The sequence below is a fragment of the Rheinheimera sp. genome (assembly GCF_965283995.1).
Taxonomy (GTDB): Bacteria; Pseudomonadota; Gammaproteobacteria; order Enterobacterales; family Alteromonadaceae; genus Pararheinheimera.
In genome coordinates this window covers 1,847,278-1,869,817 of the sequence record NZ_CBDIQG010000001.1, presented here as the reverse complement: position 1 = coordinate 1,869,817, position 22,540 = coordinate 1,847,278, and the positions used below count along the sequence as shown (strand labels likewise).

Here is a 22,540-nt window from a genome sequence, read left to right as displayed (position 1 = left end):
GCATCGTTTTTCCAGAGGGCCAAGTGCTTTTTCCGCCTGACTCCGCGTCAATCCCAGCACAATGGGCGTCTATTGCTGTCTATTATGTAACCGGTTACTGGTATATAAAATCATATTAAACAATGAGATAACATGGGTTACGTTTTTTGTATTGACGCATTATAAAAAATCAACTAATGTCCTGAAAGCGCTTTCAGAAGTGTGTCAGGGCAGTATCAACACCAAAGAAAAAGGCGCAACGTCTCGTCAGCAGACGAGCAAAAAAAGCCAGAAAACACAGTCGACAGGGAAACCAAATGAATCCAACTACATTTCACAAGAGCAGACTCGCCACCAGCATTGCGCTGGTGCTTGGCGTTGCAATGCCCGGCTATGCAGCTGCAGATGACGCTGCAGCGGCCAAAGAAGACAAAATCGAGGTGATTACGGTCACCGGAATTCGCGGCAGTCTGATCAAATCGATGGACACCAAACGCGAATCTGAAGGCATCCTCGATGCTATTTCGGCGGAAGATATCGGTAAGTTCCCGGATACCAACCTGGCAGAATCGCTGCAGCGGATCACCGGTGTGTCGATTGACCGCGTCAACGGTGAAGGCAGTAAAGTCACTGTGCGTGGTTTTGGCCCTGACTTTAACCTGGTGACATTAAACGGTCGTCAGATGCCAGTGACCACAGGCTCACGCTCTTTTGATTTCGCCAACATTTCTTCTGACTCCATCAGCGGTGTTGAAGTCCATAAGACTGCTTTAGCGTCTAACCCGACTGGTGGCATCGGTTCAACTATCGATGTACAAACGCTGCGCCCGCTCGATTCGCCGGGCACAAAAGCCATTGCCAGCGTCGCCGCAGTAGATGATCGTTCTACCGACAAAGGCAGTGCTACACCTGAAGTGTCAGCGCTGTATTCCAATACATTTAACGACAACAAATTCGGTATTTTGCTGTCAGGTTCCTATCAGGAACGCGAAAGTGGTAACCAGCAAGCGAACGTCGGCACTGGCTGGCGCAGCTTCTTAGGTAAAGTGGATGATAACTGGGGCGCCGGTACTGCAGAATGGGGCGGTGTACCACAAGGCAATCAGGTCAACCGTCCAAGTGCTGACGAAGTGTACTCAGTGCCACAAACCACTATCTACAAGTTTGAAGAACAACAACGTAAACGCACTAATGGCCAGTTAGTGCTGCAATACAGCCCGCGCGATGACATCAAAGCGACGCTGGATTACACCTACATGCGTAACGACATCGACACGCAATACAACGACGTGTCGGCCTGGTTTACCTTTGCGCCTTCTTCCAGCGTCTGGACTGACGGTCCTGTATCATCGCCACTGGTTTATTCCGAAACTTACGATGCGAAACAAGACTTATCAATGGGTGCCGGTGACTACGGCGTGCGTAACGAAAGCGGTTCGTTGGGTTTCAACCTGGAATGGGAAGTCAACGACAAGCTGAACCTGACGTTCGACTTGCACAAATCTGAAGCCGAAAACAAACCAAACAGCCCGAATGGCTCTAACAGCAGTTTAAGTACGGCTGGTTTTGTCCGCACTTATGCAGCCACTGATTTCAGCGGTGATTTACCGGTGCTGGCAGTGGGTGGTGGTAACGCCGTAACGCCTCAGGATATGCGCGTGACAGGTTCTGTATTCGGTAATGCCCGCAACAAATCTGAAATTGACCAGGTGCAGTTTGACGGTGATTACACCCTGAATGACGAATCAAACATCGATTTTGGTATTGCGCTGACCACCGTTGACAACCATTCACAGTCCGTCAACGTGCAGCGTAACGATTGGGGTGGAGTGGGTAAAGCCGGTGATTTAGATCCAAGCTGGTTCCCGGCAGAAACCATCCACGACAAATTCACCGCCAATGGTGGCAACTTCTCAGCGTTTACCGGCAAGAGCTTTGATGTCCTGAACAAAATCTTTATGTGGGATTTTGAACGGGTTCGGGCGCAGGCTGAAAAGCTGTACACACCGGCCGGTTACAAAGGCAAAGGCGACTGTGGCACTGATTTCTGCCCGTCGACAGACTACGCCAGTGATACTGACCGTTACACCGAAGAAGAATCACAATCGGCTTATGTGCAGTACAACTATCGGAATGACTGGAAAGGCAAGCCATACGATCTGCATGTGGGCCTACGTTATGAACAAACCGACGTGACTTCGACTTCTGCAGTCGCTGCTTATGACCGCGCAGACTGGATCGCTGATACCGAGATTGCTCTGCATGCCAGCGGCAAGCGCGAATTCCAGACCCAAACCGGTGATTATGATTACGTATTACCAAGCATCAACTTCAATATCGAAATCGTTGAAGATGTGATGTTACGGGCTGCATACAGCGAAACTATTGGTCGGCCGGATTATGTGTCTATTCAGGGCGGTACTGTAGTCGGCACGCTGGCGAACCGTTCAGGCGGCAGCGGCTCTTCAGGCAACCCAAGCCTGTTACCACTGGAATCACAGAACTATGATTTCTCTGCCGAGTGGTATTATGCCGAAGCAAGTTATTTGTCAGCCGGTTATTTCCGCAAAAACGTGACGAACTTTATTACCAACCTGAAAGTCGATTCGACCATTTACAACCTGGCGAACCCGGCGGATGGTAAAAAGTATCGCGAAGCCTTAGCCGCAGTTGGTGCTGATGCGGCGGCGATCCGGAACTGGATCTTTGCGAATTACTCGAAAGATCCAAGTGTCAACGTTGCCGGTAAAGTCATCAGCGGTAAAGCCGGTGAAGACAATACGATGATCTTCAAAATCGACACCCCATCCAACGGTGCAGAAGAAGAAACCATCGACGGTTGGGAATTTGCCATTCAGCACGCCTTTGGTGAGACCGGTTTTGGCACTATCCTGAACTACACCATGGTGGATTCGGGCGTTGAATATGACAACTTTATCCTGAAAGACCAGCCGGCGCTGGTGGGCTTAAGTGACACCGCCAACGCCATTCTGTTCTATGAGAACAATGGCTTGCAGGCGCGGATTGCGTATAACTGGCGTGATGAGTTCCTGAACTCCCGCGGTCAGGATACCGGTGCGAACCCGAAATATACTGAAGCTTATTCACAAATTGACGCGTCGGTCAGCTATGACCTGCCGCAAGTCAAAGGCTTAACCGTGTATCTGGAAGCGCTGAACATCACCGACGAGTACATCCGTGTGCACGGCCGTGCTAAAGAGCAGGTGCTGAACCTGACTGAAGCAGGCTCTCGTTACAGCATCGGTGCCCGTTACAGCTTCTAACCGAAGTTGTCACTGGTGAAGTGAGACAGCAGGTGCATAGGATTTGCCCTGCTGAATTGTAAGCGCTCTCTTGTTTGCAACCGCGGTTTGTTGCATGCTGCAGAGCGCTTTTTTTTCGGCTGTATTCTGCTGAATGCGCCATTCTCTACTCATAAAAAGTTGTAAAAGGTCACGCCGATGCCAAGCTGTCCTCCTGCGAAAACTGAAGTGCTGATTGTTGGTGGCGGAGCCGCCGGCTGGTTGACGGCTGCGGTGCTGAGCGCAACGCACAATCTTGACGAGGGCGTGCTGGCGCAGCAACCCCGTGTCCAGGTGACTGTGCTGGAATCGCCGGATGTGCCAACCATTGGCGTTGGTGAAGGTACCTGGCCTTCGATGCGTCAGACCTTAAAACTGATTGGTCTCTCTGAAACAGAATTCTTTCGTTGCTGCGACGTCAGCGCCAAACAAGGTTCATTGTTTGTCGACTGGTTAAAACCGGGCAGCAGCTATTTACACCCATTCACGTTACCGTCCGGCTGGCCCGAATTTAATCTGGCGGCTTGCTGGTTGCCATTTGCCACGGACATCGCCTTTGCCGATGCTGTCACCACGCAATATCAGCTCAGCCGTGCCGGTTTTGCGCCGCGGTTGCCGCAGGCGCCGGATTATCAGCCGGTGCTCAACTACGGCTATCACTTAAACGCCGGCAAATTTACTGCGCTGTTGCAGCGGCATTGTCAGGACAAACTCGGCGTGCGGTATATTCCGGCGCACCTGAAAGAAGTGGTGCTGCGCGGTGATGGCGCTATCGACAAGCTGCTGGCGATGCCGGCAGGCCGTAATGATCTTGCTGCTTATCAAGCGGATTTGTATGTCGACTGCACCGGCATGCAATCGCTGTTATTGGGCCAGGCGCTCAAGACACCGCTCAACAGTGTCAAACATATTCTGTTTAACGACCGCGCATTGGCGGTGCAGGTGCCATATCCGGATGCACAAACACCGATCGCCAGTAATACCATCTCGACGGCGCAGCACAGTGGCTGGGTCTGGGATATCGGCTTGCCGACCCGGCGTGGTGTCGGATTTGTCTACGCCAGTGACTATTGCAGCGACGACGAAGCCGATGCGTGCCTGCGCAGCTATTTAACGCAATCCGCCGGTGCGGAACTGGCCGCAGCAGCCGAACCGCGCAAACTGCAATTTCAGCCGGGTTATCGCAACGGCTGCTGGCAGCAAAACTGTGTTGCGGTCGGGATGGCGGCCGGTTTTATTGAACCGCTGGAAGCCTCGGCACTGGCGTTGGTGGAGTGGAGTGCCAAAACGCTGGCAGCAGCTTTACCGCTGGACGTGGCGCTATACCCGCTGGCGGCGGCGAAAATGAACCGGACTTTTCTGCGTCACTGGCAACAAATTATCGAGTTTCTGAAGCTGCATTATGTGCTATCAGAACGCGACACGCCGTATTGGCGGGCACATCGTGAGACAGCTTCGATCCCACAGACTTTGCAAGACCAGCTGCAATTGTGGCAGCAGCAAGTGCCGCAACCGCTGGACTTTGCTTATCAGGATTTGCTGTTTCCGGCCGCCAGCTATCAATATGTGCTGTATGGCATGGGCGCACTGACGCAGACATTGGCGGCTAAGCCGTCACAACAGGCGAAAGCCCGTGCGCTGTTCGCGCAAAATTATCAGGATTTAACCAAGCTGCAGCAACTGCTGCCGGACAACCGGCAATTGCTGCAACAGCTCGCAATGAAAAATTAAAACGAAAACAAAGAGAGAAGGATAAAGCATGACCCAGCCTGTGTTATTAAATGCCGCCGACCACGCAGATGTGCGTGTGATCACGGCCCGTGGCGCTGAATATGGCGACAATCAGTGGTTCGCTACCACGTTCCCACTGGAAATGCGCAGTTGTGCCGCCTGTTATCCATTGTTTTTCTTTAAAGATACCCAAAGCCAACAAATATATCCGGTTGCGCTGTTTGGATTTCAGCACGGCGAGAACCTGTTTTTGCAAAGCGGCTGGCAGGAGCAATATTTGCCACTGTCCGTACGCCGTCAGCCATTTTTAATTGGCCGTCAGCAAGTGCGTGAAGACGGCATGGTGCGGGAACAACGGGTACTGCATATCGATTTGGACCATCCGCGCGTTTGCCGTGGTGATAATCCAGGCGCCGCAGAGCCCCTGTTTCTGCCTTATGGTGGTCAGACGCCGTTCCTGCAGGACATGGCTGGTCTGCTGGAAACGCTGCACCTTGGCATGCAGGATGCCAACAACTTTGTTGCGTTGCTGGAGCAATATCAGTTACTGGAGCCGATTACGGTGAATGTCACGCTGAAAGACGGCAGCAGCCATCAGCTGGTTGGCTTTTTGACTATTGCTGAAGAGCAGCTGGCGAAACTCGATGGCGCGGCGTTGGCGCAATTACATCAGCACGGCTACCTGCAGGCGATTTATCTGATGATTGCGTCACAGGCGCAGATCCGTCAGTTGGTGACACTGAAAAACCAACAGCTGGGATTGTAAAATATGCAGCCGGTTGCCGAACTCACGCTCAGTACAGCGCATGGCGCAGAGTCGGGCAGAATGCCCGATGCGGCGGCGCTGGCGGCGATTTTAGCCGGTGTCGAAGCGCCGCTTGTGCTGCGTGGGCTATGCCGGCACTGGCCGTTGACGCAAGCCGGCTTGCAAAGCCCAGCTGCAGTGCTGGCATTGCTGCACGGCTACAGTGCTGGTTTGCCGGTAACCGCTTGTTACCTGCCGCCCGAAACGCGCGGCCGGGTGTTTTACAACAAAGATTTTTCCGGTTTTAACTATCAGGGCGGGCCGCTGCCGTTTGCCGATTTGTGTCAGCGTCTGCTGGACCCGGCACTGGTGCAAAGTGGCGCTTCGATTTACATGGGCTCGACTGAAGTCGGCCAGTATTTTCCGGGGATCCGCGAACAACATCAGCTGCCGCTTGAAGGTTTGCTTAATGGGGGGCCTGGCGCTTCGCAGGCGCTGGTCAGTATCTGGCTCGGCAGCAAAAGCCGTATTGCCGCGCATTATGATTTCCCGCACAACCTGGCTTGCAATCTGGTCGGGCATCGACGCTTTACCTTATTTCCGCCGGAACAGGTCGTGAACCTGTACCCGGGGCCAATGGAGTTTGCACCGGGTGGGCAGGATGTCAGTCTGGTTGATTTCGCCGCGCCGGATTACTCGCGCTTCCCACGTTTCTCGCAGGCGCTGGCCGCAGGTTTTCAGGTCACGCTGGCCCCGGGCGACGTACTCTTTATGCCGTCGATGTGGTGGCATCATGTTGAAGCGCTCGATGAGCTGAATTTATTGCTGACCCACTGGTGGCGCGACACGCCAGCCTATCTGGGACGGCCCAACAACGCCTTGTTAAATGCCATGCTCAGTATCCGGCATTTACCCAAGGCCCAGCGCAAAGCCTGGCAGGCGTTGTTTGACTATTACATTTTCGCCGATGAGCCCGCTGGCGGCGCTGAATTGCCACCGGCGGCGCAGGGCTTATTGCGCCAGCCGCTGGATGAGGCGACCGCGCGAGCGCTCAGAAGCCTGATTATTCAGAAATTACAACGATGACTATTCAGAGACTGAAATAGCACAAATCACAGCAACTTTGACAGGATAGGCAGATGCAAAACAACAAACAACGGGTGGTGATCGCCGGTGGCGGCACTGCAGGCTGGATGACCGCCGCGGCCCTATGCAAGCTGATGGGTAAACAGCTGGATGTGACCCTGATTGAATCCGACGAAATTGGTACTGTCGGTGTCGGCGAGGCGACTATTCCCACTTTGCATCTGTATCATCGTCTGCTCAATATCAATGAAGCGGACATGATGGCCGCGACCAATGCCACTTTTAAGCTCGGCATCATGTTTGAAAACTGGCGCGATGTTGGCAAAGACTATCTGCACTCCTTTGGCTTTTTAGGCAAAGACTGCTGGGCCTGTGGTTTCCAGCATTTCTGGCTCAAAGGCCGCGACATGGGCATCGCCAGTGACATTGGCGATTATTGCGCCGAGCATCTGGCGGCGCGGGAAGGGCGTTTTGCGGCACTGGCCGGTCAGGATCAGAATCACGCTTACCATTTTGATGCCAGCCTCTATGCCAAATTTCTGCGCGGTATCGCAGAAACGCATGGCGTTAAACGCATCGAGGGGAAAATCGCTGAGGTGCAACAGCATGTGTACGGCCAGCAACATCCGCAGAACGGTTTTATCAAAGCACTGCTGCTGGAGTCCGGTCAGCTACTCGAAGGCGATTTGTTTATTGATTGCACCGGCTTCCGTGGTTTGCTGATTGAACAGACTTTAATGACCGGTTATGACGACTGGACGCATTGGTTACCCTGTGACAGTGCTGTCGCGGTGCAGACGATGTCGACCGGCACACCGGTGCCTTATACCCGCTCAATTTCCCATCCGGCGGGCTGGCAATGGCGCATTCCGCTGCAAAGCCGCGTCGGTAATGGTCTGGTTTATTGCAGTAAATATCTGTCCGACATGGATGCCAAAGCGCTGCTTAAAGCCAATGTGCAGGGCGAGATGCTGACCGAGCCCCGGCTGATTAAATTCCGCACCGGCACCCGACGTAAACACTGGAATAAAAACTGTATCGCGATTGGTTTGTCGAGCGGATTCCTCGAGCCGCTGGAATCAACCAGTATTCACCTCATTCAGCGCAGCATTATCCGCTTGCTGCAGATGATGCCGGCCGGGGCTGTGGTGCAGGCCGATGTTGATGAATATAACCTGCAGACCAAAATCGAGATGGAGAACATCCGCGATTTTATTATCCTGCACTACAAAGTGACGGAGCGTAACGACAGTGCTTTCTGGCGCCATTGTGCCGCGATGGAGATCCCGCCGTCGCTGGCGCACCGCATCGAGATGTTTGGTGAGGCCGGTAAAGTCTACAAATTCGCCCAGGAACTGTTTGGTGAAAGCTCCTGGATCCAGGTGATGCTGGGGCAGGGCCTGACACCAAAACAGCACCATCCGATTGTGGATTTGATGCCGCAGTCGGAGCTGGCGCAGTTCCTTGGCAATATCAAAACCAATGTGGCACGGCAGGTTCAGGCCTGGCCGCCGCACTATGATTTTGTCCAGCACTACTGTAAAAGCCGGATGATGTGAGGTGTATGTTTTTAACCCACAAGCGCAGCTGCATTGGCTGGAATTAGGCCAAAGCCGCACCCGCGCTTTACTGATTGATGATGCGCTGACGGATCTGAGCCAGATCCGTCAGGATGCAGTTGGCGCAGCATTTCGCGAAGACAAAGGCTCTTATTACCCCGGTATTCGGGCTGAGCTGCCGCAAGCCTACGCCCGCTGCCTGCTCGAAGCGCTGTATCCGTTGTTACTGCAATTGGTGCAGCCGCCGCCGGAATACCGCCTGATCCCACAGCAATGGTACTTGTCGTTGCTGACCACACCGGCAGCGCAGCTATTGCCGCTGCAGCGTTTACCGCATTTTGATAAAGCCGAGCCGTTGCATCTGGCAATTTTGCATTATCTGGCCGATGGGCCGCACGGTGGCACCGGTTTTTTCCGTCACGACGCTTCAGGTGTTGAAAAAATTACGCCGGCGCAGCAGCAAGGATATTTCAGCCAGTTGCAGCAGCAATTGACCATACAGGGCGGTACTGCGGCCGGTTTTCCCGGCGCAGCAACACCACATTTCACTTTGTATCAGCAGCTGGCTTATAAACCGAACAGGCTGTTGGTCTATCCCGGTCACTTGCTGCACTCAGCGTTAGTAGAACCGGGCACAGACTTGTCGGCAGATCCGCTGCAAGGTCGTCTGACTGCCAATCTGTTTGTGCAATTTCAACCCAAGCGTTGATGCGCAATTTAACCTGACGTTTAGTTTATATTGAAAGCGCTAACAAAGTGCGGGTTTTACGCCGATTTCTGACTAAAAGCAGCGAAATTTCAATCTACTCTCGATGTCTGCTTGACCATCTGGCAAGCAGTTGTTACATTCATTTGAAAGCGCTTACAAAATAAGATCTGTCACCTGTTGCCGTTGAGCAGCGTGGCGGAATACCCCGTACAGGGGATCAGACAAGTGGATAGCCAAGAGACGACAATGACATTACAACTGCCGGCGGATTCCCGCATTTTAGACACCGATTTTGTGTTTGGTGTAGCCACTTCTTCATTCCAGATTGAAGGCGGCCAAGACAGCCGTTTGCCTTGTATCTGGGATACCTTTTGCGCGACGCCAGGAGCCATCCGCGATGCTAGTCATGGCGCTGTGGCTTGTGACCATATTCGGTTGTGGCCGCAGGACGTGCAGCTGATCAAGTCGCTGGGCGTCGATGCGTATCGATTGTCGATCGCCTGGCCGCGGGTGATGCAGCAAAACGGCGAACTGAATCCAGTTGGTGTGGCGTTTTACCGCGACCTGCTTTGCGCATTAAAAGCCGAAGGCATCCGCACTTTTGTCACTTTGTATCATTGGGATCTGCCACAGTATTTAGAAGATCAAGGCGGCTGGCGCAATCGCGACACTGCTTATGCCTTTGCGGACTATGCCGACAAAATCTCCGCAGCACTGGCTGATTTAGTCGATGCCTGGGCCACGCTGAACGAGCCGTTTTGCAGCTCATACCTTGGTTATGAAATTGGCGTACATGCGCCAGGCCTGAAAAACAAAGGCTGGGGCCGGCAAAGTGCGCATCATTTGCTGTTAGCGCATGGCCTGGCGATGCCAAAACTGCGTAACAACGCACCAAAGGCGCAACACGGCATCGTGTTAAATTTCACGCCTTGTTATGCCGAAACTGATGCGCCGGCTGACGTTGCTGCGGCAGATCTTGCCGACCAGTATTTTAATCAGTGGTATATCAAGCCATTGTTTGATAAGGCTTATCCGGAGTGCATCAACACCTTGGCCCCTGATGAACAGCCACAGATCCTGCCTGGCGATTTTGATATTATCGCGGCGCCGCTGGATTACCTCGGAATCAACTTCTATACCCGTCATGTCTATCGTGCTGATGAAACAGCAGGTTTTGTTGTGGTTGACCAGGCAGGCGCGCCGAAAACCGATATTGGCTGGGAAATTTATCCACAGGCATTTACCGACCTGCTGCTGGATTTGCATCGCCGCTACCCGTTACCGCCGCTGTACATCATGGAAAATGGTGCTGCTGGCGCGGATGAGCTGGTTGATGGCGTGGTGCAGGACGACATGCGGCTTGGTTATTATCAGCAACATTTACTGGCACTGGATAGCGCGATCCGGCAAGGTGTGGATGTTCGTGGTTATTTTGCCTGGAGTCTGATGGATAACTTCGAATGGGCCGAAGGCTATCTGAAACGTTTTGGTATCGTCTATGTCGATTACTCGACACAACAACGGGTGATTAAACAAAGCGGGCTGGCGTTTCGTGACCTGAGCTTAAGCCGCAAAGGCTAAGCGCATAACATAATAAAAAAACGGCGCCAACGATGCGCCGTTCGCAAATAAAACTAAAACAAATCAACAACTTTGACAGGGTGGCTTATGCTCAGTAAGCGGGAGAAGATCGCATACGGTCTTGGTGATACCGCCAGTAATATCGTGTTCCAGACGGTCATGATGTTCCTGACTTATTTTTACACCGATATTTTTGGCCTGGCGCCGGCCTATATCGGCTTTATGTTCCTCGCGGTGCGGATCATTGATGCGGTGACAGATCCGATCATGGGCGCTATCGCCGACCGCACCAACAGCAAACACGGCAAATTCCGGCCTTATATCCTATGGGGCGCCATCCCTTTTGGCATTTTAAGTGTGCTGGCTTTTACCACGCCGGATTTGTCTGATCAGGGCAAAATGATATACGCCTTCGTCACTTATACGTTGCTGATGCTGGTCTATACCGCAGTTAATATTCCTTATTGCGCTTTAGGTGGTGTGTTAACGGCAGATCCGCAAGAGCGGGTATCGGTGCAATCTTACCGCTTTGTCTGTGCTTTTATCGGCGGCCTGCTGGTGTCCGCTTTGACCTTGCCACTGGTCGATTATTTAGGTGCTGGTGATAAAGCCAAAGGATACCAGCTGACCATTCTGCTGATGAGTGTGGCTGGTGTTCTGATGTTTTTACTTTGTTTTGCCGGCACCAAAGAGCGGGTGCAGACTGTAGTCGAGCGCAAAACTAACTTCCGCGAAGATTTCAAAGCCTTGTGGCAAAACGACCAGTGGCGCGTGTTGTCGGTGGCCGCGTTGTTCCTGTTGACCGGCAATGTGCTGAAAAACACCATGGCCATCTATTACGTCAAATATTACCTCGGTGCACCGGATGACATTACGTTGTTTATCACCCTGGGCATGCTCGGTAGTATGGCTGGTTGTATGTTTGCCAATCCACTGGCAAAGAAGGTCGAAAAAGTGAAGGCTTACATTGGTTTACAGCTTGCGGCTGCGTTTTTCTGTGCGCTGAGTTATTGGGTTGCGGCTGACCAGCTGACGGTTGCTTTTGTCGTCTTTATCGCCTGGAACTTCTGCTTTAATGCAGCAACACCGTTGTTGTGGGCAAAAATGGCTGACACGGTTGATTACGGCGAATGGAAAACCGGCATCCGCACCACCGGCATGGTGTATTCATCGATTATTTTCTTTATCAAACTGGGTTTAGCACTGGGTGGTGCCGCAGCCGGTTGGTTATTGGCCGGGTATGGTTATCAGGCTGATACGGCACAAACTGATGAAGCAAAAAATGGCATTTTGTTGTCATTCACTTTGTTCCCAGCAATTGGATCGGTGATTGTCGCGATCGTGATGCGCCGCTACCTGCTGGACAGCGCCAAAATGACCGAGATCCAGTTGGAATTGAAGCAAAGCGCCAGCTGAAATTGCCGGGCAGCAGTGGTCAAAAAGCTGATACTATTCGGGTTATGCAACAATAGCTTGGGGATTAATCACACAGATGGCTACGATTTACGATGTCTCACTGCGCGCCGGCGTGTCGCTGGCCACAGTGTCCCGGGTGATTAACAAAAACAGCAATGTCAGCGATAAAACCCGGCAAAAAGTACTGGATGCCATGGCCGAGCTGGATTACCGGCCCAATACCATTGCCCAGTCGCTGGCCTCGAATGTGTCGAATAGCGTTGGCGTGTTAGTGTCGCAACTCGACGGTCCGTATTACGGTCCGATGATGGCCGAAATTGAAGCGGCACTGCGCGCGCAAAATAAACACGTGATCATCGCCGTCGGGCATAGTGATGCCACCGTGGAACAGGACAGTGTCGAGTTTCTGCTCAGCCGCGGATGCGATGCATTGATCCTCGATGTCGAGGCCGTTTCTGATGACTATCTGGTAAAGCTCAGTCAGCGCTCTGTGCCTATTGTGCTGATCAACCGCTACATCCAGGCGATGGAGCACCACTGTATTTACCTCAATAACGAACTGGGTGGCTATCTGGCGACCCGGCATATGGTGGATTTAGGTCATCGTAGCATTGCTTATATCTCCGGCCCGAAAAACAAACACGACGCGATGGAACGACTGGTCGGCCATCAACGGGCTTTAGCAGAAGGTGGTCTGGTATTTGACCCCGCGCTGTATATCGAAGGTGATTATAAAGAAGAGGGTGGCGAAGCCGGCATGCTGGCGTTGTTACAAACCGGCAAGGCATTCAGTGCCGTCGTTTGCGCCAATGATCAGATGGCATCCGGCGCTATTGCCGTTTGTTTGCAACGTGGTTTGGTGATCCCGCGCGACTTGTCGGTGATCGGTTATGACAATGTTCCTTTTGCAAAATACATTTCACCTAAGCTGACGACAGTCAATAACCCAATCCATGAGATGGGCAAGATGGCGGCTTTGTGGGTGTTACGCCATGTCTATGCTGATGAGCAGACCCTGGTCAATAACGTATTTGAACCTGAACTGGTCGTCCGCGGCTCAGCCATTCGCGCGCAATAACTATTTTTTGGAGAGAACACTGATGACTCTGTCCCGCCGGTTTGCTCCGCGTCTGTTAGCTGCCCTGTTGTTGCAGGTCGCCGGAATGTCTGCTGTGCAAGCAGCTGCCGGCTGGCCGGCCGAATTGCCACAACAGCCTGTTGAAGTGCGGGATGCGGCGATGCTGCAAGTGATTAGTGCCGATGCGAAACTGGAGATCCTGTCGACGGGGCACCAGTGGGCGGAAGGTCCTGTCGCAGAGCCCGGCACCGGTGCGGTATTGTTTTCCGATGTTCCAAAGAATCAAATCTGGCGCTGGTCAGCTGCGACAGGCTCAACCTTGTACCTGAGCCCGTCCGGCGCCACAGGCCACCAAAAATCAGCACTGAGTGAAGGCAGCAACGGTTTGATTTTTAATAAAAAATCGGAACTAGTGCTGGCACAGCATGGCGATCGCCGGTTAGCGATCCGCACCGCCCAGCAAGGGCAACAAGCAAAGTTCCGCAGCTTGACGGAGCAATATCAGGGCAAAGCGTTTAATAGTCCAAATGACCTGATTGAACTGCAGGATGGCCGTTATTTATTTACTGATCCGCCATATGGTTTAAAAGACGGCGATCGATCTCCTGACAAACAACAACCGCATAACGGCGTCTATCAACTCGGCACCGATGGTGGCGTGAGCTTAGTCAGCGCCGGATTAACCCGGCCTAATGGCCTCGTGGTATCGCCGGATGAACAATATTTGTATGTGGCGAATTCAGATCCGGCCGCTGCACAGTGGTGGCGTTTTCACCGCGATGCGCAGGGGCAGTATCAGGATGGCCAACTGTGGCTGGATGTCACGGCCGAAGTAGCCAAAGCGCCGGGGCTACCGGATGGTTTAAAAGTCCTGCCGAATGGCATTTTACTTGCCACCGGACCCGGCGGGGTCTGGGTGATCAGCCCAGATCGCAAAGTGCTTGGACGCATCAACACCGGTGTTGCTGCGGCGAATGTCGCGCTCAGCAGCGATCGGCATTATCTCTATATCACTGCTAGTCAGTATTTACTGCGGATCAAGCTGAAAACTTAATATTGGCGTCTTTGCCTGCATGGTTTTTGTGCAGGAACTCTGGCATAGTGCAATTTAGATCCGCAGTTGTCACGGTGACCGCGATGTGTCGTTTTTTGTGCACTGTTCTGTTTTTTCTCACCTGCCCTCTGTATGCAGGCTCCACGCTGCATCTGTTGACCGAGCATTTCCCGCCTTATAACTATCAGGACGGTAACCGCATTACCGGCATTAATGCTGAAATTGTGCACCGGCTTTGTGAGATCTCGAATACCGAATGCAACATGCAGATGTATCCCTGGTTACGTGCTTATGAGTACGCCCTGCAAGACCCAAAGGCCGGTTTATTCACCACATCCCGTACACCGGAGCGGCAAGCAAAATTTCAGTGGGTAGGGCCTTTGGCGTCGTCCCGGGCTTTCTTGTACCGGCTGAAAAACCGACCCGAAGTCAATCCGCAAGACCTCGCACAAGCCCGCCAATTTGGCATTGCGGTAGCCCGCGGTGATGTGTATGAAGAATTTTTATTAAAAGCTGGTTTTGTCAGAGGGAAAAACTTATTGGATTTTCCTTCAAAATCAGCGCCAATCGGCTTATTCCTGCAAGGCAAAGTAGATCTGATCATTGGCTCTGAGCTGGTGATGCCAGCCTGGCTGGCGGCACATAAAGCCACTATTGAGCAGGTGGAGCCGGTGATTGAACTGGAAACCAAAGGCGACAACTATCTGGCGTTAAATCTGGCAGTCCCGCCGGAACAAGTGAAAGCGTTACAGTCTGCGCTGGATGAGATGAAACGCAGTGGCGAATATCAACGGATTGTCGCCCGGCTTTTTGTCGAAGCGATGCCCGATGTGCGTGCCAATAATATAAAGAAATAGCTATTAATATTCTGATTTTAAATCAAAATATTTTACTGGCTGACAGTCTCTGTCACGGATCGCTGACAGTATAAAAACCACCGTTTTGACTTGTCTTCAGCCAACTTTGATCTGCATCAACAAAATGACTGCGCTTGGCCGTTATCGTGAAGTGGTTATTGAATTTACAATATATTCACTTTTGAGGCGCATATGCAGCACAATCCTCTGGGCTTACGTGGGATCGAATTTACTGAATTCGCCGCAGCCGACAGCCACTACTTACATCAGGTGTTCCAGGCTTTTGGTTTTTCCAGAACCCGGCAGTTCAAAGGAAAAGTCATTGATTATTATCAGCAAAATGACATTCATATTTTGCTGAACCGTGAGCGCAGTGGCTTTTCGGCGGATTTTAGCCGCAGTCATGGTCCGGCGATTTGTGCGATGGGCTGGCGGGTTGATGACGCGGTCGCTGCCCGACGGATTGCGATTGAACGCGGCGCTCGTGGCGCAGAGCCGGCATTAACCGACTTGCCATATCCATCTATTTACGGCATCGGCGACAGCCTGATCTATTTTATCGATCGTTACAGTGTGGCGGATTCTATTTATCAACGTGATTTTGAACCGCATGACGAACCGGCCATTGTGGCGGATCTGGGCTTCAGCTGTATCGATCATCTGACCAACAATGTGGTGAAAGGCACGATGCAGTATTGGGCCGATTTTTACAAACAAGTATTTGGCTTCACTGAAGTGCGTTATTTCGACATCAAAGGTCAGCAAACTGCATTGCTGTCTTATGCACTGCGTTCACCGGACGGCAGTTTTTGTATTCCGATCAATGAAGGCAAAGGCGATGATCGCAATCAGATCGATGAGTTCTTGCGCGAATACAACGGCCCGGGTGTGCAGCATATTGCGTTCTTGACCGACAACATTTTGGATTCACTCGACAAATTGGATCATCAGGTGATTGATACGCTGGATATCCATGAGGACTATTACGCCGAGGCTTTTGCCCGGGTGCCGCAGGTGCGCGAAGACAAGCAACGCATTCAGCAGCATCAGGTGTTGGTGGATGGTGACGACGATGGTTATTTGCTGCAGATTTTCACCAAGAATCTGTTTGGGCCGATTTTTGTTGAGATTATTCAGCGTGTCGACAATCTGGGCTTTGGCGAAGGTAATTTCCAGGCATTGTTTGAATCGATTGAGCGGGACCAGCAAAAACGGGGGTTGTTATGAGCGCGCCAACGACCAGCAATATCCGGATCTGCCAGATCCATCATGTGGCCTATCGTTGCCATGATGCCCGCGAAACGGTGCAGTTCTACCATGAGGTGCTCGGCATGAACTTTATGCTGGCGATAGCCGAGGACCGGGTGCCCTCGACCAAAGCACCGGATCCTTACATGCATGTATTTTTAGATGCCGGGCAGGGCAATATTCTGGCGTTTTTTGAACTGCCGAATTCACCGCGGATGGGGAAAGATCCGCATACGCCGGACTGGGTGCAACATATCGCGCTGCAAGTCGAGGATGAAACCGCATTGCTGGCGGCAAAAGCCGAACTGGAACAACGCGGGATCAACGTCGTCGGTCCCACCAACCATGAAATCATACGTTCCATCTATTTCTTTGACCCAAACGGTCATCGGATTGAACTGACCTGCGTCACGGCGACACCGGCAATGCTGAGCCAGTTGGATGCGGTGAAATGGCAGATGCTGGAGCAGTGGTCGCAAACCAAACGTGCACCGAAATTGGCTGCCTGGTTACATCAACAGGAATTTACCGAGCCTGTGCTCTGACGTCTGGCCTGCAGATTGCGACAGAGTTTTGCTGCTGAATAAGCGCGGATCTTGTTGAATCCGCGCTTTTTTTTGCCAAAATCTGCGCCGGATCAACATTTGCGACGAGCAGAGCTGGCAAAATCATCCATACTGCAGCTCGGACCGTATGTGATGTGGATCTGGGCGCAAACCAGATTTCGACTGCAGTTTCTGCCAACTATCAATCGACAGCAAACACCAATAAGACCTGATATCTACCGTGCAACAGGAGCAAGAAATGTCTCAATTTGATCGTCGTTCCTTTTTAAAATTATCTTCAGCCACTTTGATTGGCGTCACTATGGGCGGCGTCAGCCTCAATGCAGTGGCGCAAGAAGCCGTCAAAGCGGATGATCCGATGGCCGTTGCGATGAAATATGTCGCGAAATCTACCACTGCCGACCAGACCTGCGGCAACTGTATGCATTATGCAAAAGATGCGAAAGGCGACAGCGGCGGCTGTGCCATCTTCAGTGGCAAGCTCGTTGCGAAAGCTGGCTGGTGTGCAGGCTGGATGAAAGCCGCTTAACCGAAGCCGACGTCTCATCGATAAAAAAGCGCCACTTGAACTGGCGCTTTTTTTTCTGCCTGTTATTTGTACAGGAACTGCAATCAGTACAGTAAGGTACTGATCAGGTGTGATCATTCCGGCGACAGACTGCGTATATGCCGCGCTGTTGGTTGTCGCCGACCTCGCCGGTAGCAGCCAATATCTGGCATAATTCAGTGAAAATCTGCTCGGGAGTATGTATGACGGGAATGGTTTTGATCACCGGTGCGGCGCAGCGCGTGGGATTACATTGTGCACTGGGTTTGCAACAGGCTGGCTATCAGGTGGTCGCTACTTATCGTCAGCCAAAAGCTGGTGTTGAGCAGTTATGTCAGGCTGGTGTGATTTGTTTGCCGCTGGATATTCAACCTGATACAGATTTGGCATTGCAGGTCAGTGAGCTGGCTCATACCGTCAGCGCTTTATGTCAGCAGCATCAGCTGCCACTTCGTGCGTTAATCCACAATGCTTCCAGTTGGGCCGGCGAGTCTGGAACGGGTGAAAACCTGCTGGACCAGTTAAGAGCTGATGCGGCGGTATTTGACGACATGTTCCGTATTCATACCAAATTACCTTATCTGCTAAGCCGTGCGCTGGCGCCGCTGCTCGCTACTGCGCAACCACAAACAGCTGATATTATTGCGATCAGTGATTTTGCTGTTACCACCGGCAGTTGTAATCATATGGCTTATGCCGCTTCCAAAGCCGCACTGGAAAATCTGGTGTTGTCGCTGGCGCGTCAGTTGGCGCCGCAAGTGAAAGTGAACGCGATAGCGCCGGCCTTGTTGATGTTCAACGAAGGGGATAGCGCAGACTACAAAGCCTATACGCTGAAAAAATCGCTGATGGAAATCGAGCCGGGGCCTGCCGAAGTGCTGCAGAGCATTCTGTATCTGCTGCAAAGTCGGTATATCACGGGCCGGGTGCTGGCCTTGGACGGTGGCCGCCACCTAAAGCTGCCGTAGCAGCAGATGCAGTCTCAGGCGTCTGTGCCGCGAATTCAGCGGCCTTATTTTCGCAATGGCCCCGAACATCGCGCCGGTGCCGATGTCAGTTTCGGCGATATCGTTAAAATCTTTGATTTCCGGCGAATTAAAATCGGCCGCTGGGTTACGCCCTCAGAAACCCAGCTGGCGGCCAATCTGTTTTTTGATGCGCTATCGGATCTACAGCTGTTGTTGCAGGTACCGGCTCAGGTGATTTCGCTGAACGGTTCGTTGGCGCTTAGTTTTGGCACTGGCGGGGAACCCGGCAGTTGCGCATTTTACCAGCCACATGGCCGGTTGCTGGCTTTGGCCAAAAATGCCGGAGGCGGCTCCTTAGCCCACGAGTGGTTTCATGCGTTTGACCACTATATTGCCAGCCGGTTATGTCGCGACGTTAAACCCGGCGATTTCGCCAGCCGCAGCTGGCTGAATGGTGCGCCGATACAACCGCATCCGCTGAATCAGTTGCTGGCAGCGGGTTATGCCCATTGTTTAGTTGCCGCGGACGGGCGGGAGCCATCGGCATTGTTTCAGCGCGCTGCCGCTGCCGACAGGGCACGCAACATGTTGTATTACGCCTTGCCGGAAGAACTGTGCGCCCGCGCTTTTGAAAATATGCTGCAGCGCCAGAGTCTGCAGAACAGTTTTCTGGTCAGCGGCACGGTCTGGCCAGAGCGCCGGCTCAGTGCGGAACAACAAATGCGCGCCGCTGTGTATCCCGATGCTGCAGAAAGCAGCCTGCTGGCAGGACACTGGCTGCAGTATTTCCGGCTGCTGGGTCAGGCACTATCCAGAGTTGACTAAGCCAACCCCCTGCATTCAGCGCGGTTTTGCCAGCAGCTGCAGATATCCTTTCATCTTATGATCATCCAGATGCTGACGCAGCGCGGTCTCGGCCTGATCCGGGTTGCACAACACCTGATCCAGTAACATCAGCCAACGCGGTGGGTTGAGCTGCAGTTGGTCCAAATCATCGAAATAATATAACTGGCCGCTGTGGCGATAGTCTGGCAGTGGCGGCAGTTTGGGCACGATATCGCGCTGGTTCACATAGCGCCGGTAAAACGGCAGCAGTTGTTGCGTGATCGCCTGTGACAACTGCGCATCACCGACTTTAGGTTGGCCAAAAGTCACTAATCCTGCCAGCTTTATGCCACTGATTTTACTCAGCTGCAGCGCCAATAATACCGCCAGCGCACCGCCTAAACTGTGGCCGGTGATCCACAGCGGCCGTTCCAGCCCGGCGTTTGGTTGTTGTTCTTTCAGGTCGGCCAGAATGACATTTGCCTGTGTACTAAAGCCCTGATGTGCTTTGCTATTGCCGCCTTCTGGCCATGGCCGTAGCGGGCATTGCGCATCGGTGCGGATATCTGCCAACTTGCCTTCGGTTCCTCGGCAAATCAGCACGTCGTATTCAGCGCCGCGCGCGTACAGATATTGGGTATCTTCGCCAACCGAACGCAGCGTGCCGCTCAGTAAAAAAGTCTGCAGTTCCAAATCCAGTTGCGGCCCATCCAAATAGACCAGATCTGACAATCGGGCCAATTGCAGGTCCATCGCCGAAACGGGATTGGCGTGGCCGGACACCGCAACCAGGGTTCCGCTATTGTTTGTGACTACTGTTGCAGTGACACTGGCAGCGGAGGTCTGGGCTTCAGCCTCGTTATTTGCGTGGTTGTCGGGACGGAATTTCTGTTTTACTGCCATCAGTTTCTGCAAAATATCAAACCAGAATGGCGCGCCGAGAGACAGGGCAAAGGCCGTCAGCAGATAGCCAATCCAGGTCAGCGGAGCCGAAGGTAGGACAGCAGCATCATCGTTTCGCCCTAACAATGGCGCGGTTTGCGTCAGTTGCTGCTTCAGCGTCATTGTGTCCATGCAGCTTGACTTGTCTTCCCGGCATAATTCAGCAGCCAGTTGCGGGTTTGCCGCCAGATTTTCGGCAAGCAGCACAGCTTGCTGGCGCGCCACCGGGTCCGAAAATAGTTTTTGATATAAGGCAATGGAATCGACATTCATCCCAATGGCGACCCCCATGCCAATAATTAGCTGCAGGATCCCCAGTTTGCGTTTAAACCAGCCGACAGCACGGTCACAGCGGTCATTGAACCAGTCTTGCACTAATATCTGAAATTGTTGCGGATCGGCACTGGCCTGATGCCAGAAATACAGCAAACTGCTGCGGGTTGAGGATGGCGGGAGGCGTTCCAGCCGTTGCTGGATCTCCAGCGGTGACTGGCGCAGTTGCAACAGCGGTGCGCCGAGCTGCTGCTCCAACAATACTTCAATGGCGATATCGGCGGGAATATAAGACGGTAAGCCAAACCCCAACCGTAACCAGATCTTTCTAAGCGCACTATTTGGCGCATCATATTGCATCAGCTGGCGGATACGCGGATGCAGATACAGTTCTCTGGTATTGGTTTTACCTACCAGACCGGTGAATACCTGGCGTAAATTACGCCCCCGCATACCGGCAGCCTGGCTAATGCCTTCGCCAATGGCAGTGACCAATAAACTGAGTGTCAGATAGATGCCAACCAGTCCGATAAAAGCATCGAGCATGTCCAGACCAGACATAACAAATTCCCTGTGTCGCTGAATCGATGTTCGAGCTTAGCCTGAATTTGCCGGACTTCCCAGTGCAGGAGGAGGGGGGAAGCAGACGCCGCGATGCAGCGTCTGATAGAACACTTTAGCGGCTGATTAACAGATGCGGCAGCGGAAATTGCGGCCTTTGATGCCAGCACTGATCAGCTTCAGTGCATGTTTGGCCTGATGGGCAGGCACTGCGACATAAGAATGGAACTCCGTTACCTGGATTTTACCAATCTGATTGCCTTCGATTTGCTGGTCAACAGTCAGTGCACCAACGATGTCGCCAGCGCGGACTTTGTGTTTTTTACCACCGTCAATCCAGATCGCAGCCATCGCCGGAGTGCGCGGCGCCCGCTGTAACAGGCTTGCATCAGGCAAGGCCAGCAGTTGTTCGGCTGCAGGATACAGGTCGGCCAGCAACGCGCGTTTGTAATCATCGGCCGGCGTCACCAGACTGACGGCCAGACCTGAGGCGCCGGCACGACCGGTGCGTCCGATGCGGTGCACGTGGGTCTCGGTGTCGTGTGCCAGCTGGACGTTGACCACCAGATCCAGTCCCTGAATATCCAGCCCGCGCGCCGCGACATCGGTCGCCACCAGCACGTTACAGCTTTGGTTACTGAACCGGATTAGGGTCAGGTCGCGGTCGCGTTGTTCCAGATCGCCATGTAATGCTAAGGCACTAAAGCCCTGATCGACCAGGTACTGCCACAGGTCATGACATTCGCGTTTTTGGTTGCAGAACAACACGGCAGAAACCGGTTGATGTTGTTTGAGCAGCAGTTCGACCGCCTTAAAACGGTCGTTATTGCTGATGGCGTGAAACTGTTGATCGATGGCCGGTTTGTTGTCGGCTGTTTCGATTTGCACCCGTGCCGGCTCAGTTAAATAGCGGCTGGCTAATTGTTCAATTTGTCGCGGGAAGGTGGCGCTGAACAGCAGCGTCTGCCGGTTTTTCGGTGTTTGTTGCACGATGGCATCGAGGCTGGGGGCAAACCCCATTTCCAGCATCCGGTCGGCTTCATCCAATACCAGCAGATTCAAATCCTGCAGCTGCAATGAACCTTTTTGTAAATGTTCTTCAATGCGACCCGGTGTGCCGACAATGATGTGGGCGCCATGTTCCAGACTGCCTAGCTGTGGACCAAAAGGGACGCCGCCGCATAAGGTCAGCACTTTAATATTGTGAATGGCGCGGCCCAGTTTACGGATCTCTGTGGCGACCTGATCGGCCAGCTCGCGGGTCGGACATAACACCAGACTTTGAATACGAAAGCGTTTGACGTCGAGTAACTGCAGCATGCCAAGGGCAAAAGCTGCGGTTTTGCCTGAGCCGGTCTGCGCCTGCGCGATCAAATCCCGGTTGGCCAGGATCAGCGGTAAACTGGCTTGTTGTACCGGTGTCAGTTCGGTAAAACCGAGGTCATTCAGGTTTTGTTGCAATTCGGTTTTCAGGGTTATTGCAGTTGGGTTCATCAGTCACTCGGCGCAGGGA

18 protein-coding genes are annotated in these 22,540 nt (G+C 52.8%); 16 read left to right on the top strand and 2 right to left on the bottom strand.

Annotation, left to right across the window (positions count from 1 at the left end; translation table 11 throughout):
• The first annotated feature begins 296 nt into the window (after positions 1–296).
• The 16 genes from ACQ66Q_RS08605 to ACQ66Q_RS08530 all read left to right on the top strand — a co-directional run bounded on the left by ACQ66Q_RS08605 (position 297) and on the right by ACQ66Q_RS08530 (position 19,251).
• Positions 297–3,263 carry a TonB-dependent receptor gene (locus tag ACQ66Q_RS08605; protein ID WP_430456413.1) on the top strand — a complete coding sequence of 989 codons (2,967 nt, stop codon included), beginning with the start codon at positions 297–299 and terminating at the stop codon, positions 3,261–3,263.
• A 177-nt stretch (positions 3,264–3,440) separates the two neighbouring features.
• The gene (locus tag ACQ66Q_RS08600) at positions 3,441–5,012 is read left to right on the top strand and encodes a tryptophan halogenase family protein (RefSeq protein WP_430456412.1); all 1,572 of its coding nucleotides are present in this window, start codon (positions 3,441–3,443) and stop codon (positions 5,010–5,012) included.
• Positions 5,013–5,040: 28 nt separating this feature from the next.
• On the top strand, positions 5,041–5,778 hold the full coding sequence (locus tag ACQ66Q_RS08595) for a SapC family protein (protein WP_430456411.1): 738 nt from the start codon (positions 5,041–5,043) through the stop codon (positions 5,776–5,778).
• A gap of 3 nt (positions 5,779–5,781) precedes the next feature.
• Complete coding sequence (locus tag ACQ66Q_RS08590) at positions 5,782–6,843, top strand: cupin-like domain-containing protein (protein WP_430456410.1); 1,062 nt, start codon at positions 5,782–5,784, stop codon at positions 6,841–6,843.
• 53 nt (positions 6,844–6,896) lie between these two features.
• Positions 6,897–8,402, top strand: coding sequence for a tryptophan halogenase family protein (locus ACQ66Q_RS08585; protein ID WP_430456409.1), 1,506 nt, complete (start codon positions 6,897–6,899; stop codon positions 8,400–8,402).
• 1 nt (position 8,403) lies between these two features.
• The gene (locus ACQ66Q_RS08580) at positions 8,404–9,111 is read left to right on the top strand and encodes a DUF6445 family protein (protein ID WP_430456408.1); all 708 of its coding nucleotides are present in this window, start codon (positions 8,404–8,406) and stop codon (positions 9,109–9,111) included.
• A 246-nt stretch (positions 9,112–9,357) separates the two neighbouring features.
• Entirely contained in the window at positions 9,358–10,692 is a 1,335-nt protein-coding gene (locus tag ACQ66Q_RS08575) for a GH1 family beta-glucosidase (RefSeq protein ID WP_430456407.1), read from the top strand.
• Between the two features lie 87 nt (positions 10,693–10,779).
• The gene (locus ACQ66Q_RS08570) at positions 10,780–12,108 is read left to right on the top strand and encodes a glycoside-pentoside-hexuronide (GPH):cation symporter (protein WP_430456406.1); all 1,329 of its coding nucleotides are present in this window, start codon (positions 10,780–10,782) and stop codon (positions 12,106–12,108) included.
• Positions 12,109–12,184: 76 nt separating this feature from the next.
• Positions 12,185–13,186 (top strand): LacI family DNA-binding transcriptional regulator, encoded by a 1,002-nt coding sequence (locus ACQ66Q_RS08565; protein WP_430456405.1) that lies wholly within the window; start codon positions 12,185–12,187, stop codon positions 13,184–13,186.
• A gap of 22 nt (positions 13,187–13,208) precedes the next feature.
• Positions 13,209–14,240 (top strand): SMP-30/gluconolactonase/LRE family protein, encoded by a 1,032-nt coding sequence (locus ACQ66Q_RS08560; RefSeq protein WP_430456404.1) that lies wholly within the window; start codon positions 13,209–13,211, stop codon positions 14,238–14,240.
• Positions 14,241–14,287: 47 nt separating this feature from the next.
• Positions 14,288–15,097, top strand: coding sequence for a substrate-binding periplasmic protein (locus ACQ66Q_RS08555; protein WP_430456403.1), 810 nt, complete (start codon positions 14,288–14,290; stop codon positions 15,095–15,097).
• Positions 15,098–15,289: 192 nt separating this feature from the next.
• Entirely contained in the window at positions 15,290–16,324 is a 1,035-nt protein-coding gene (hppD, locus tag ACQ66Q_RS08550; RefSeq protein ID WP_430456402.1) for a 4-hydroxyphenylpyruvate dioxygenase, read from the top strand.
• A complete protein-coding gene (locus ACQ66Q_RS08545; protein WP_430456401.1) occupies positions 16,321–16,890 on the top strand; it encodes a VOC family protein in 570 nt (189 codons plus the stop codon). Before hppD ends, ACQ66Q_RS08545 begins: the two co-directional genes overlap by 4 nt.
• A 259-nt stretch (positions 16,891–17,149) precedes the next feature.
• A complete protein-coding gene (locus ACQ66Q_RS08540) occupies positions 17,150–17,440 on the top strand; it encodes a high-potential iron-sulfur protein (protein ID WP_430456400.1) in 291 nt (96 codons plus the stop codon).
• Between the two features lie 221 nt (positions 17,441–17,661).
• Positions 17,662–18,426, top strand: coding sequence for a dihydromonapterin reductase (gene folM, locus ACQ66Q_RS08535; protein WP_430456399.1), 765 nt, complete (start codon positions 17,662–17,664; stop codon positions 18,424–18,426).
• A 24-nt stretch (positions 18,427–18,450) separates the two neighbouring features.
• On the top strand, positions 18,451–19,251 hold the full coding sequence (locus tag ACQ66Q_RS08530) for a CLCA_X family protein (protein WP_430456398.1): 801 nt from the start codon (positions 18,451–18,453) through the stop codon (positions 19,249–19,251).
• Between the two features lie 15 nt (positions 19,252–19,266).
• Here the strand turns inward: ACQ66Q_RS08530 and ACQ66Q_RS08525 are convergent, their stop codons facing one another.
• Together ACQ66Q_RS08525 and dbpA are read right to left on the bottom strand one after the other, a co-directional pair.
• Positions 19,267–21,027, bottom strand: a complete 1,761-nt coding sequence (locus ACQ66Q_RS08525; protein WP_430456397.1) for a lipase family protein — start codon at positions 21,025–21,027, stop codon at positions 19,267–19,269.
• A 126-nt stretch (positions 21,028–21,153) separates the two neighbouring features.
• Entirely contained in the window at positions 21,154–22,521 is a 1,368-nt protein-coding gene (dbpA, locus tag ACQ66Q_RS08520) for an ATP-dependent RNA helicase DbpA (protein ID WP_430456396.1), read from the bottom strand.
• Positions 22,522–22,540: the final 19 nt, after the last annotated feature.

Bases quoted from the DNA above. Each gene is read 5' to 3' on its own strand.
- ACQ66Q_RS08605 (WP_430456413.1), top strand. From the start codon at position 297: ATGAATCCAACTACATTTCACAAGAGCAGACTCGCCACCAGCATTGCG.
- ACQ66Q_RS08600 (WP_430456412.1), top strand. From the start codon at position 3,441: ATGCCAAGCTGTCCTCCTGCGAAAACTGAAGTGCTGATTGTTGGTGGC.
- ACQ66Q_RS08595 (WP_430456411.1), top strand. From the start codon at position 5,041: ATGACCCAGCCTGTGTTATTAAATGCCGCCGACCACGCAGATGTGCGT.
- ACQ66Q_RS08590 (WP_430456410.1), top strand. From the start codon at position 5,782: ATGCAGCCGGTTGCCGAACTCACGCTCAGTACAGCGCATGGCGCAGAG.
- ACQ66Q_RS08585 (WP_430456409.1), top strand. From the start codon at position 6,897: ATGCAAAACAACAAACAACGGGTGGTGATCGCCGGTGGCGGCACTGCA.
- ACQ66Q_RS08575 (WP_430456407.1), top strand. From the start codon at position 9,358: ATGACATTACAACTGCCGGCGGATTCCCGCATTTTAGACACCGATTTT.
- ACQ66Q_RS08570 (WP_430456406.1), top strand. From the start codon at position 10,780: ATGCTCAGTAAGCGGGAGAAGATCGCATACGGTCTTGGTGATACCGCC.
- ACQ66Q_RS08565 (WP_430456405.1), top strand. From the start codon at position 12,185: ATGGCTACGATTTACGATGTCTCACTGCGCGCCGGCGTGTCGCTGGCC.
- ACQ66Q_RS08560 (WP_430456404.1), top strand. From the start codon at position 13,209: ATGACTCTGTCCCGCCGGTTTGCTCCGCGTCTGTTAGCTGCCCTGTTG.
- hppD (WP_430456402.1), top strand. From the start codon at position 15,290: ATGCAGCACAATCCTCTGGGCTTACGTGGGATCGAATTTACTGAATTC.
- ACQ66Q_RS08545 (WP_430456401.1), top strand. From the start codon at position 16,321: ATGAGCGCGCCAACGACCAGCAATATCCGGATCTGCCAGATCCATCAT.
- ACQ66Q_RS08540 (WP_430456400.1), top strand. From the start codon at position 17,150: ATGTCTCAATTTGATCGTCGTTCCTTTTTAAAATTATCTTCAGCCACT.
- folM (WP_430456399.1), top strand. From the start codon at position 17,662: ATGACGGGAATGGTTTTGATCACCGGTGCGGCGCAGCGCGTGGGATTA.
- ACQ66Q_RS08525 (WP_430456397.1), bottom strand. From the start codon at position 21,027: ATGTCTGGTCTGGACATGCTCGATGCTTTTATCGGACTGGTTGGCATC.
- dbpA (WP_430456396.1), bottom strand. From the start codon at position 22,521: ATGAACCCAACTGCAATAACCCTGAAAACCGAATTGCAACAAAACCTG.